The 12,662-nt window shown below is 67.9% G+C and carries 10 protein-coding genes; all 10 read left to right on the forward strand.

Annotation, left to right across the window (positions count from 1 at the left end):
* Positions 1–72: 72 nt before the first annotated feature.
* Positions 73–735, forward strand: coding sequence for an NADH-quinone oxidoreductase subunit NuoE (gene nuoE, locus DKM19_RS00740; protein ID WP_110705398.1), 663 nt, complete (start codon positions 73–75; stop codon positions 733–735).
* A gap of 76 nt (positions 736–811) precedes the next feature.
* Complete coding sequence (gene nuoF, locus DKM19_RS00745) at positions 812–2,098, forward strand: NADH-quinone oxidoreductase subunit NuoF (RefSeq protein WP_110694025.1); 1,287 nt, start codon at positions 812–814, stop codon at positions 2,096–2,098.
* A gap of 133 nt (positions 2,099–2,231) precedes the next feature.
* Positions 2,232–4,739, forward strand: coding sequence for an NADH-quinone oxidoreductase subunit G (locus DKM19_RS00750; protein ID WP_110694026.1), 2,508 nt, complete (start codon positions 2,232–2,234; stop codon positions 4,737–4,739).
* Positions 4,739–6,088 carry an NADH-quinone oxidoreductase subunit NuoH gene (gene nuoH, locus DKM19_RS00755; protein WP_110694027.1) on the forward strand — a complete coding sequence of 450 codons (1,350 nt, stop codon included), beginning with the start codon at positions 4,739–4,741 and terminating at the stop codon, positions 6,086–6,088. Before DKM19_RS00750 ends, nuoH begins: the two co-directional genes overlap by 1 nt.
* Positions 6,075–6,590: an NADH-quinone oxidoreductase subunit NuoI gene (nuoI, locus tag DKM19_RS00760; RefSeq protein WP_089208893.1), complete on the forward strand. Its 516-nt coding sequence runs from the start codon at positions 6,075–6,077 to the stop codon at positions 6,588–6,590. Before nuoH ends, nuoI begins: the two co-directional genes overlap by 14 nt.
* A complete protein-coding gene (locus tag DKM19_RS00765) occupies positions 6,583–7,377 on the forward strand; it encodes an NADH-quinone oxidoreductase subunit J (protein WP_110694028.1) in 795 nt (264 codons plus the stop codon). The genes nuoI and DKM19_RS00765 overlap by 8 nt, the downstream gene beginning before the upstream one ends.
* Positions 7,374–7,670, forward strand: coding sequence for an NADH-quinone oxidoreductase subunit NuoK (nuoK, locus tag DKM19_RS00770; protein ID WP_089208891.1), 297 nt, complete (start codon positions 7,374–7,376; stop codon positions 7,668–7,670). Before DKM19_RS00765 ends, nuoK begins: the two co-directional genes overlap by 4 nt.
* Before the next feature lie 70 nt (positions 7,671–7,740).
* On the forward strand, positions 7,741–9,582 hold the full coding sequence (nuoL, locus tag DKM19_RS00775; RefSeq protein ID WP_204359008.1) for an NADH-quinone oxidoreductase subunit L: 1,842 nt from the start codon (positions 7,741–7,743) through the stop codon (positions 9,580–9,582).
* On the forward strand, positions 9,582–11,111 hold the full coding sequence (locus tag DKM19_RS00780; protein ID WP_110694030.1) for an NADH-quinone oxidoreductase subunit M: 1,530 nt from the start codon (positions 9,582–9,584) through the stop codon (positions 11,109–11,111). The genes nuoL and DKM19_RS00780 overlap by 1 nt, the downstream gene beginning before the upstream one ends.
* Positions 11,108–12,661: an NADH-quinone oxidoreductase subunit NuoN gene (nuoN, locus tag DKM19_RS00785; RefSeq protein ID WP_089208888.1), complete on the forward strand. Its 1,554-nt coding sequence runs from the start codon at positions 11,108–11,110 to the stop codon at positions 12,659–12,661. Before DKM19_RS00780 ends, nuoN begins: the two co-directional genes overlap by 4 nt.
* The last annotated feature ends 1 nt before the right edge of the window (position 12,662 follow it).

Below are 12,662 nucleotides of genomic sequence, written 5' to 3' on the forward strand. Positions count from 1 at the left end.
CCGGTGAACGATCCGACGTTCCCGCAGAGGGACGTAGCCGCCGGTGTGGCGAACGACGAGGGGAGCGCGACCATGAACAGGGGCTACGCGCCGGAGGTGCGCGAGCGTCTCGAACGCGACGCCAAGGAGATCATCGGCCGCTATCCCAAGCCGCGGTCGGCCCTGCTGCCCCTGCTGCACCTGGTGCAGTCCGAGGACGGCTACGTCTCCGACGACGGTCACGAGTTCTGCGCCGAGATGCTCGGGCTGAGCAAGGCCGAGGTCGTGGGCGTCTCCACCTTCTACACGATGTACAAGCGAAAGCCGGCGGGCCAGTATCACGTCGGCGTGTGCATCAACACCCTGTGCGCGGTCATGGGCGGCGACCAGATCTGGGACGAACTCAGCGAGCACACCGGCCTCGAGCACAACGAGACGAGCCCGGACGGGAAGATCTCGCTGGAGCGGCTGGAGTGCAACGCCGCCTGCGACTTCGCGCCGGTGATGATGGTCAACTGGGAGTTCTTCGACAACCAGACCCCCGCCTCGGCCAAGCAGCTCGTCGACGACCTCAAGGACGGCAAGGAGATCTCGCCGACCCGGGGCCCCAAGAAGCTCTGCTCGTTCAAGGAGGCCTCGCGGGTGCTGTCCGGCCTGCCCGACGGCCTGGCCGGCGACGGCCCCTCGGCGAACGGTCCCTCCCTCGAGGGACTGAAGATCGCCAAGGCCAACGGGTGGAAGGCTCCGGAAGCGTGAGCGAGCGTAGCGAGCGAGCCAACAGGCACGGCAGGGGCTCGTCATGGAGCGACGAGCTGCCAGGCGAGGAGACGAAGTGACCACTCTTACCCCGGTTCTCACCGCGAACTGGGATCAGCCCAACTCCTTCACCCTTGAGGGGTACGGCGACTACTCGGCGGCCAAGAAAGCGCTGGGCATGGACCCCGACGCCGTCATCCAGGCGGTCAAGGACTCCGGACTGCGCGGCCGAGGCGGCGCGGGCTTCCCCACCGGCATGAAGTGGGGTTTCATCCCCCAGGGTGACGGCAAGCCGCACTACCTGGTGGTCAACGCGGACGAGTCCGAGCCGGGAACCTGCAAGGACATCCCGCTGATGATGGCCAACCCGCACTCGCTGGTCGAGGGCATCATCATCACCTCCTACGCGATCCGCGCCAACCACGCCTTCATCTACGTGCGCGGCGAGGTCCTTCACGTCGTGCGCCGCCTGCAGGCGGCCGTGGCCGAGGCCTACGCCAAGGGACTGCTCGGCAAGGACCTCTTCGGCTCCGGTTACGACCTGGAGCTCGTGGTCCACAGCGGAGCGGGCGCCTACATCTGCGGCGAGGAGACGGCGCTGCTGGACTCGCTGGAGGGCTATCGCGGCCAACCTCGGCTCAAGCCCCCCTTCCCGGCCGTGGCGGGGCTCTACGCCTCGCCCACTGTCGTGAACAACGTGGAGTCCGTGGCGAGTGTTCCCTCGATCATCTCCAACGGGGCCGACTGGTTCGCGGGGATGGGCACCGAGAAGTCCAAGGGCTTCGGCATCTTCTCGCTGAGCGGGCACGTGACCAGGCCCGGCCAGTACGAGGCGCCGCTCGGCATCACGCTGCGCGAGCTGCTGGAGATGTCGGGCGGGATCCGGGAGGGCCACCGGCTCAAGTTCTGGACCCCCGGCGGATCGAGCACCCCGATCTTCACCGACGAGCACCTGGACGTTCCGCTCGACTTCGAGTCGGTCGGCGCCAAGGGCTCCATGCTCGGCACCCGGGCACTGCAGATCTTCGACGAGACCACCTGCGTGGTCCGCGCCGTACTGCGGTGGACCGAGTTCTACGCGCACGAGTCCTGCGGCAAGTGCACCCCCTGCCGGGAGGGCACCTTCTGGCTCAAGCAGGTGCTCAAGCGGCTGGAGAAGGGTCAGGGCACCGAAGAGGACCTGACCACGATCACCGACATCGCCGACAACATCCTGGGCCGCTCCTTCTGCGCCCTGGGCGACGGTGCCACCAGCCCGATCCACTCGTCGGTGAAGTACTTCCGCGACGAGTACCTCAAGCACTTCGAGCTCGGCGCCTGCCCGTTCGACCACGCTCCGTCCACGGTGTGGGGGGACAAGTGACTGGCTGCGGCGAGGGAACCATGAAGCACAGCACCGTTTCGGTCATGGGGCCGATGGAGGGGGCCATGACCGAGCGCAGCGAGGGAATCAAGCAGCACAGCACCTCGGTCATGGGGCCGACGAAGGAGGCACCATGACCATTCAAGCGACCAGCCCGGCCCAGACGCCGGTAGACCTGGTCACCCTCACCATCGACGGCTTCCAGGTGAGCGTCCCCAAGGGCACGCTCATCATCCGGGCCGCCGAACTGCTGGGTATCCAGATTCCCCGGTTCTGCGACCATCCGCTGCTGGAGCCGGCGGCCAACTGCCGTCAGTGCCTGGTGGACATCCCGGACGCCGGAAACGGCCGCGGGTTCCCCAAGCCACAGCCCTCCTGCGCGATCGAGGTCGCCCCGGGCATGGTGGTGCAGACCCAGCTCACCTCCCCGGTCGCCGAGAAGGCGCAGCGCGGTGTGATGGAGATGCTGCTCCTGAACCACCCGCTGGACTGCCCCGTCTGCGACAAGGGCGGCGAATGCCCGCTGCAGAACCAGGCCATGTCCAACGGCCAGGGCGAGAGCCGGTTCGAGGAGACGAAGCGCACCTTCGACAAGCCGGTCCCGCTCTCCTCCGAGGTGCTGCTGGACCGCGAGCGCTGCGTCCAGTGCGCCCGCTGCATCCGCTTCTCCGACGAGATCGCCGGAGACCCGCTCATCGACTTCTTCGAGCGCGGGGCCAAGGAACAGGTCGCCACGGCCAACGGCGAGCCGTTCGAGTCCTACTTCTCGGGCAACACCATCCAGATCTGCCCGGTGGGCGCGCTGACCGGTGCCGCCTACCGGTTCCAGGCCCGCCCGTTCGACCTGGTCTCCACGCCCAGCGCGTGCGAGCACTGCGCCAGCGGCTGCTCGCTCCGCACCGACCACCGCCGGGGCAAGGTCACCCGCCGTCTGGCCGGGGACGACCCGGAGGTCAACGAGGAGTGGAACTGCGACAAGGGCCGCTGGGCCTTCGCCTACACGACGCAGCCCGACCGGCTGCGGACCCCCCTCGTCCGTGACGAGGAGGGCCGTCTGGTCCCGGCCTCCTGGCCCGAGGCGTTCGCCGCCGCGGCCAAGGGTCTCGCCGCGGCGCGCGGCCGCGCGGGCGTGCTCGTCGGCGGTCGCCTGACCGTCGAGGAGGCGTACGGCTACGCCAAGTTCGCCCGCATCGCACTCGGCACCAACGACGTCGACTTCCGGTCCCGGCCCCACTCCGCGGAGGAGGCGCAGTTCCTTGCGCACTCCGTCGCGGGCAAGGGCATCGAGGTCCGCTACGCAGACCTTGAGAAGGCTCCGGCCGTGCTCCTGGTGGGCTTCGAGCCCGACGAGGAGTCGCCGATCGTCTTCCTGCGCCTGCGCAAGGCGTGGCGGAAGAAGGGCCTGAAGGTCTTCTCGGTCGCGCCGTTCGCCGCCGCGGGACTGGGCAAGATGAACGGCACGCTGATCCCGGCGGTGCCGGGCTCCGAGACCGCCGTCCTGGACGACCTGGGCGCCGTGGACCCGGTGGCCGCCGAGGCGATCAGGCAGCCGGGCGCGGTCATCCTGGCCGGTGAGCGGCTCGCCACCGTGCCGGGCGCGCTCTCCGCGCTGGTGAAGCTCGCCTCCACGACCGGAGCCCGCCTGGCCTGGATCCCGCGTCGCGCCGGTGAGCGCGGCGCCATCGAGGCCGGAGCGCTGCCGAACCTGCTGCCGATCGGCCGTCCGGTCGGCGACGAGACCGCCCGCGCCGAAGTGGCCAGGGCCTGGAACGTCTCCTCGCTTCCCGAGGCCGAGGGCCGCGACACCACCGCCATGCTGGCGGCGGCGCTGGACGGGGAGCTCGACGCCCTCGTCATCGCCGGTGTCGACCCCTACGACCTGGCTGCGCCGCAGGCCGCACTGCTGGCCCTGGAGAACACCCCGTTCATCGTGAGCCTGGAGCAGCGCGCCAGCGCGGTCACCGACCGCGCCGACGTGGTGCTGCCGGTCGCCGTGGTGGCCGAGAAGTCCGGCACGTTCGTCGACTGGGAGGGGCGCGGGCGCACCTTCGAGGAGGCGCTGCCCGTCCCCGGGGTCATGAGCGACCTGCGGGTCATCGCCGCGATCGCCGACCACATGGACGTGCACCTCGGCCTTCCCGACCCCGCGGCCGCCCGCCGCGAGCTCGCCGCGATCGGCGCCTGGCGCGGTCCTCGGACCGCCGCCCCCGGCGCCGCAGGCCGGCCGGCCGCCGCACCGCAGGCAGGGGAGGCCGTTCTGGCCACCTGGCACCAGCTCCTCGACGACGGCCGCATGCAGGACGGCGAGCCGTACCTGGCGGGCACCGCCCGCCCGGCCGAGGCGCTGGTCTCCGCGGCCACCGCGGCCGAGTCGGGTGTCGCCGACGGCGACAAGATCACCGTCAGCACCGAGCGGGGCTCGCTGAGCCTGCCGGTGCGGATCGCCGACCTGCCCGACCGGGTGGTGTGGCTGCCGTCGAACTCCGCCGGCCGTTCGGTGACCCGCGACCTGCATGCCACGGCCGGTGACATCGTCAAGATCGGGACGGCTTACGGGAGCGAGCCCGGCGTGGCGAGCACCGTGTCTCCCGAGCGCGCCGCCGGCACGGCTGCCGCCGGCGAAGCGAACGAGGAGCGGTAATGAATGCCCGGACTCTCCTAGCGGTCGATCCGACCCTTGCCGACTTCGGCAAGGATCCGATCTGGATCAGCATCATCAAGGCCGTCGTCATCTTCATCGTCCTGATGCTGGGCGTGCTGTTCGGCGTGTGGTTCGAGCGCAAGCTCATCTCCCGCATGCAGAACCGGTACGGCCCCAACCGGGCGGGCAAGTTCGGCCTGCTCCAGTCGGTGGCCGACGGCATCAAGATGGGTCTGAAGGAAGACCTGATGCCGCGGACCGTGGACAAGGTGATCTACTTCATCGCCCCGGTCGTCCTCGCGGTCCCCGCCTTCCTCGCCTTCTCCGTCATCCCGATGGGCCCGATGGTCTCGATGTTCGGGGTCAGGACGCCGCTGCAGCTCACCGACCTTCCGGTCGCGGTGCTGCTGGTGCTGGCGATGGCCTCGATCAGCGTGTACGGCATCGTGCTCGCCGGCTGGGGATCGCGATCCCCGTACTCGATGCTCGGCGGTCTGCGGGCCAGCGCCCAGGTGGTCTCCTACGAGATCGCGATGGGCCTGTCGTTCGTGGGCGTGTTCCTGTTCGCGGGGACGCTCTCCACCTCGGAGATCGTCAACGCGCAGGCGTCGGGCGGGGTGTTCACGCTGTTCGGCCTCAACATCCCGATGCCCTCCTGGTACATGATCCTGCTGATCCCGTCCTTCCTGATCTACATCATCACGATGCTGGGCGAGACCAACCGGGTCCCCTTCGACCTGCCCGAGGGCGAGGGCGAGCTGGTCGGCGGCTTCCAGACCGAATACTCCAACTCGCTGAAGTTCGCGGTCATCATGCTCGCCGAGTACGTCAACGTCTTTGTGGTCTCGGCGGTGTCGATCACCCTGTTCATGGGTGGATGGCGGGCCCCGTGGCCGATCTCCATGTGGGACGGGGCGAACGCCGGCTGGTGGCCGCTGCTCTGGTTCTTCATCAAAATGGTGCTGGTCTTCTCCTTCTTCGTCTGGTGCCGCGCCTCGCTGCCGCGAGTGCGCTACGACCAGTTGATGGCGCTCGGCTGGAAGATCCTCATCCCGATCAACCTTGCGTGGATCCTGCTGGTCGCCACCGTCAGGGCCCTGCAGCTCCCGAACGTCGACAGATCGATCGTGCTGATCCTGGCCGCGATCGTCCTGCTGGCATGCCTCGGAATCTGGTGGCGCTTCGACAGCGTCCTGCAGAAGCGCAAGGAGACCAAGGCCGAACTGGTCGAGGCCGAGTTCGAGCGGCTCGACGCCGAGCCATCCGCAGGTGGCTTCCCTGTGCCGCCGCTCGACCTGCCGCACTACCACGGGGTAGAGCGCAAGGAGGTTCCCAGTGGGACTAACTGATTGGCTGAATCCCGTAAAGGGGTTCGGCGTGACCTTCCACACCATGTTCAAGAAGGTCGAAACGGTCAACTTCCCCGAGGAGAAGCGGCCCACGGCTCCGCGTTTCCACGGCCGGCACCAGCTCAACCGCTGGCCCGACGGCCTGGAGAAGTGCATCGGCTGTGAGCTCTGCGCCTGGGCCTGTCCGGCCGACGCGATCTTCGTGGAGGGTGCGGACAACACGGACGAGGAGCGGTTCTCGCCGGGCGAGCGGTACGGGCGCACCTACCAGATCAACTATCTGCGGTGCATCCTGTGCGGTCTCTGCATCGAGGCATGCCCGACTCGTGCGCTGACCATGACGAACGAGTTCGAGCTCGCCGACACGAGCCGTGAGAGCCTCATCTACACCAAGGAGATGCTGCTGTCGCCGCTCGGCCCGGGGATGGAGATCCCGCCGCACCCCATGCGTCTCGGCGAGACCGAAGAGGACTACTACCGGCTGGGACGGAACAATGGGTGAGACCATCACGTTCTGGGTGCTCGCGGTCCTCTCGGTGGCCGCAGCCTTCGGACTCGTGTTCAGCCGCAAGGCCGTCTACTCGGCGCTGATGCTGGGCATGGTCATGCTGTCCCTCGCCGTGCTCTACGCGATCCAGGACGCTCCCTTCCTCGCCGCGGTGCAGATCATCGTCTACACCGGCGCGGTCATGATGCTCTTCCTGTTCGTGCTGATGCTCGTCGGCGTGGACTCGGCGGACTCCCTGGTCGAGACGATCAGGGGCCAGCGCTTCTGGGCGGCCGTCGCGGGCCTGGGCTTCGCGGTCCTGCTCGCCCTGGGGGTCGGCAACGTGACCTTCGCCGCGCCCACGGGCATGGAGGCCGCAGTCCAAGCCGCGGGCGGCAACGTGCCCTCGCTGGCCCAGCAGCTCTTCACCAGATACGTCTTCGCCTTCGAGGTCACCTCCGCGCTGCTGATCACCGCCGCGCTCGGTGCGATGGTGCTGGCCCACCGTGAGCGGGTCCGTCCCAAGGCCACCCAGCGCGAGCTCGCCCGCGCCCGGTTCATCGGCCCTCAGCCGTCCCCGCTGCCGGGGCCCGGCACCTACGCCCTGCACAACGCGATCGACATGCCGGCCCTGCTGCCCGATGGCACGGTGTCGCCCAAGTCGATCAACCGAGTGCTCGCCCGGCACGACACGGAGGACGGCGTCAGGCCGACCGACCCGGAGAAGGCCGCGCTCATCAAGCAGGTCATCGAGAAGGACATCGTCGTGAAGGAAGCGCCTGAGCAGGAGGACGACAGGTGACCACTCACTACCTGGTGCTCTCCGCACTGCTGTTCGCGATCGGCGCCGTCGGCGTGCTGGTACGGCGTAACGCGATCGTGGTGTTCATGTGCGTGGAGCTCATGCTCAATGCCTGCAACCTGGCGTTCGTCACCTTCGCCAGGCAGCACGGCAATCTGGACGGTCAGATCATCGCGTTCTTCGTGATGGTGGTGGCCGCGGCCGAGGTCGTCATCGGCCTTGCCATCATCGTGATGATCTTCCGAACCCGCAGGTCCGCGTCGGTGGACGACGCCAACCTGCTGAAGTACTAAGAGGTGGCCGGTGCAATCTCCTGTTGAGATCATTCCGCACTCCAGTGGAGTGGTCGGGGTCTCCTGGCTGATGATCGTGCTTCCACTGCTGGGTGCCGCGATCCTCCTGCTGGGTGGCCGCCGTACCGATCGCTGGGGCCACTTCCTCGGCGTCGTCATGGTGCTGGCCTCCTTCGTGGTGGCCGTCGCCTCGTTCGTCGAGCTGCTGGGCCTGCCCGAGGACCAGCGCCGCATGGGGGTCGCGCTCTACCAGTTCATCCCCGGCATGGCCGACATGGGGCTGCTGATCGACCCGCTGTCGATCAGTTTCGCCCTACTGATCACGGGTGTGGGATCGCTGATCCACATCTACTCGATCGGCTACATGTCGCACGACCCCGACCGGCGCCGGTTCTTCGCCTACCTGAACCTGTTCGTCGCGGCGATGCTCCTGCTGGTGCTGGCCGACAACTACGTCGCCCTGTTCATCGGCTGGGAGGGCGTGGGTCTCGCCTCCTACCTGCTGATCGGGTTCTGGCAGCACAAGCCCTCGGCGGCGGCCGCCGCCAAGAAGGCCTTCATCGTCAACCGGGTCGGCGACTTCGGCCTGCTGATCGCCATCTTCACGATCTGGACGACGTTCGGCTCGGTCGCCTTCGCCAAGGTCTTCCCGCTCGCCGGTGAGGCCTCCAACGGCACGATGACCGCCGTCGGCCTGCTGCTGCTCCTCGGAGCCTGCGGCAAGTCGGCGCAGCTGCCCCTGCAGTCCTGGCTGCTGGACGCGATGGAGGGCCCGACCCCGGTCTCGGCCCTCATCCACGCCGCGACCATGGTCACCGCCGGCGTCTACCTGATCGTCCGGTCCGGCGCCTTCTTCGAGGTCGCGCCCACCGCGCAGCTGGTCGTCACCATCGTCGGCGTCGCGACGCTGCTCGCCGGTGCGATCATCGGTTGCGCCAAGGACGACATCAAGAAGGGCCTCGCGGGCTCCACGATGTCGCAGATCGGCTACATGATGCTCGCCGCGGGCATCGGCCCGGCGGGCTACGCCTTCGCCATCGCGCACCTGATCACGCACGGCTTCTTCAAGGCCAACATGTTCCTCGGCGCCGGGTCGGTCATGCACGGCATGAACGACGAGGTCGACATGCGCAGGTACGGTGGGCTGTTCCCGGTGATGAAGATCACCGCGGTCACCTTCATCATCGGCTATCTGGCGATCATCGGCTTCCCGCTGCTGTCCGGTTACTTCACCAAGGACGGCATCATCGAGACGGCCATCGAGCACAACCAGATCCTCGGCTGGCTGGCCGTGCTGGGAGCGGGTCTCACCGGCTTCTACATGTCGCGGATGGTCTTCATGACCTTCTTCGGCAAGAAGCGCTGGGCCGACGACGCGCACCCGCACGAGTCGCCCGCCGTCATGACCGTGCCGCTGATCCTGCTCTCCATCGGCTCGATCTTCCTGGGCGCCTTCCTGATCCTGGACAACCGGTTCATGAAGTTCATCGCCCCGGCCGTCGGCCTGCCCGAGGAACTGCCCTCGTTCCATCCCTTCAGCCCCGCCGGCCTCGCCACGCTCGCACTGGTCGCCGTCGGCGCCGTGTTCGCCTGGTTCCGGTACGGTGCGGCGGAGGTGCCCGAGGTCGCCCCGCGCGGTTCCTTCCTCACCACGTTCGCCCGTCGTGACCTGTACGGCGACGCCCTGAACGAGACGCTGCTCATGCGCCCCGGCCAGTGGCTGACCCGGTTCGCGGTCTTCTTCGACAACCGCGGCGTCGACGGGCTGGTCAACGGCCTGGCCGCGACGATCGGCGGGACGTCCGGGCGGCTGCGTCGCATCCAGACCGGCTACGTACGGTCCTACGCGTTGTCCATCCTCTTTGGTGCCGCCGTGGTCGTTGGCGCGCTGCTCTACGTAGGGAACATGTGATGCCCTGGCTCTCGACCCTGATGGCCGTGCCCGTTCTGGGCGCGGTGGGTGTCTCCCTTGTCAAGAGTGACAAGCTCGCCAAGCAACTGGCCCTCGCGATCTCGCTGGTCGTCCTCGTACTGACCGGCGTGCTCGCGGCCCAGTTCAACCCCACCTCGGGGACGCGCTTCCAGTTCGCCGAGGTCTACGACTGGATTCCCCGCTTCGGCGTGCACTACGGCGTCGGCGTGGACGGCATCGCGCTGGTGCTGATCGCGCTGTCGGTGGTGCTCGTGCCGATCGTGATCCTCGCCTCCTGGCACGACGCCGACGGCACCGGGGCCAACGCCCCGCCCAAGCGGTCGGTGAAGACCTACTTCGCGCTGCTGCTGGTGCTGGAAGCGATGATGATCGGCGTCTTCGCGTCGACCGACGTCTTCCTGTTCTACGTGTTCTTCGAAGCCATGCTGATCCCGATGTACTTCATGATCGGGTCGTACGGCGGCGCCCAGCGGTCCTACGCGGCCGTGAAGTTCCTCCTGTACTCGCTCTTCGGCGGGCTGCTCATGCTGGTCGCGGTGATCGCGCTCTACGTGATCGCCGACAAGGGCACCTTCATGTTCCCCGAGCTCATCGGGGCCATCCAGGACCCGACCACGCAGAAGTGGCTGTTCGCCGGCTTCTTCATCGCGTTCGCGGTCAAGGCGCCGCTCTGGCCGTTCCACACCTGGCTGCCCGACGCCGCCGCGCAGGCTCCGGCCGGCGCCGCGGTGCTGCTGGTCGGCGTGCTGGACAAGGTCGGCACCTACGGCATGCTCCGCTTCTGCCTGGAGCTGTTCCCGGACGCGTCGAAGTTCTTCACCCCGCTGGTGATCGTGCTCTCCGTCGTCGGCATCATCTACGGCGCGATCGTGGCCATCGGCCAGACCGACATCAAACGCCTCATCGCCTACACCTCGATCTCGCACTTCGGCTTCATCGCGATGGGTGTCTTCGCGATGACCGCGAACGCGGGTGCGGGCGCCACCCTCTACATGGTCAACCACGGCTTCTCGACCGGCGCGCTGTTCCTGATCGCCGGATTCCTGATCTACCGCCGAGGTTCCAGCCAGATCGCCGACTACGGGGGCGTCCAGAAGGTCGCCCCGGTGCTCGCCGGCACCTTCCTGATCGCCGGCCTGTCCAGCCTGTCCCTGCCGGGCCTGTCCTCGTTCGTCAGCGAGTTCATGGTCCTGATCGGCACCTACGAGATCCACCCGGTTCCGGCGATCATCGCCACCACCGGTGTGATCCTGGCGGCGGTCTACGTCCTGTGGATGTACCAGCGCATGATGACCGGCCCCACGGCCGAGTCCGTCAAGCTCTTTCCCGACCTGGACATCCGGGAAAAATGGGTCGTGGCTCCGCTGATCGCGGTCATCATCGCCGTCGGCTTCTTCCCCAAGCCACTGCTCGACGTGATCAACCCGGCCGTGGACAAGACCCTGTCCACCGTCCAGGTTGACCAGTTCACACCCGCCGTCGCTGACAAGAAGGGGGCCGGGCAGTGAACGGCACCACCATTCAGGCTCCGACGATCGAATACGCGCTGCTCTCTCCGATGCTGCTCGTGTTCGGCGCGGCGATCATAGGCGTGCTGGTCGAGGCGTTCGCGCCCCGCTACCTGCGCAAGTCGATCCACGTACCGCTCACGCTGCTCGCCCTGGTCGGCGCGTTCGTCACGACCATCCTGACGGCCCTGAATGGCCTGCCGACCGTCGCCGCCGCCATGGGCGCGGTCGCGGTGGACGGCCCCTCGCTGTTCATCTGGGGCGTCATCCTCATCCTGGCCTTCATCTGCACGCTGCTGATCAACGACGACGACCAGTTCGTCGCGCAGGCGGCAGCCGTACCGGGAAGCGTGGACGAGGAGGAGGCGGTCCGTCACGGATACGCCCAGACCGAGGTCTACCCGCTGATGCTCTTCTCGGTCGGGGGCATGCTGCTCTTCGCCGCGTCGAACGACCTGCTGGTCATGTTCGTGGCCCTTGAGGTCATGTCCCTGCCGCTGTACCTGCTCTGCGGCCTGGCCCGCCGTCGCCGCCTGCTCTCGCAGGAGGCTTCGGTCAAATACTTCCTGCTCGGCGCGTTCTCCTCGGCCTTCTTCCTGTACGGCATGGCCCTGGTGTACGGCTACGCCGGGTCGGTGGACCTGAAGACCATCAGCACGGCGATCAGCTCGGTCAGCGGCCAGGAGCCGCTGCTGCTGATCGGCACCGCGATGCTCGGCGTCGGTCTGCTGTTCAAGATCGGTGCCGCGCCCTTCCAGGCGTGGAAGCCCGACGTCTACCAGGGCGCGCCCACCGCGGTCACCGCCCTGATGGCCTCCACCGTGCTGGTGGCGGCCTTCGGCGCCGTTCTCCGCGTCTTCTGGGTCGCTCTGGGCGGCTATGAGTGGAACTGGCAGCCGCTCATGTGGGGCGTCGCGATCCTGACGATGATCGTCGGTGCGATCCTGGCCATCACCCAGACCGACATCAAGCGGATGCTCGCCTACTCCTCGATCGCGCACGGGGGCTTCCTGCTCACCGGTGTGATCGCGATCGGCACCATCAAGCAGGACCAGCAGGCCCTGTCGGCCATCCTGTTCTACCTGGCCGCGTACGGCTTCACCACGGTCGGCGCCTTCGCGGTGGTCACCATGGTCCGCGACGCGGGCGGCGAGGCCGGGCACCTGTCGCGGTGGGCCGGCCTCGGCAAGCGCTCCCCGGTCCTGGCCGGTATCTTCGCCTTCTTCCTGCTGGCCTTCGCGGGTATCCCGCTGACCAGCGGTTTCTTCGCGAAGTACGCCGTGTTCGCGGCGGCGATCTCCGGTGGCGCGCTGCCGCTGGTCATCGTGGGCGCGGTGAGCTCGGCGATCGCGGCGTTCTTCTACGTCCGCGTGATCGTGCTGATGTTCTTCAGCGAGCCGGCCGCCGACGGGCCGACCATCGCCGCACCCACCGTGGGGACCTCGGCTGTGGTCGCCCTCGCGGCAGCGGCTACGGTAGTCCTCGGAGTTTTCCCGCAGCCGGTGCTGGATCTGGCGGACCAGGCTGCGTCCGCGTTGTTCATCCGTTAGA

This window comes from Streptosporangium sp. 'caverna', from assembly GCF_003203775.1.
Lineage (GTDB): Bacteria > Actinomycetota > Actinomycetes > Streptosporangiales > Streptosporangiaceae > Streptosporangium > Streptosporangium subroseum.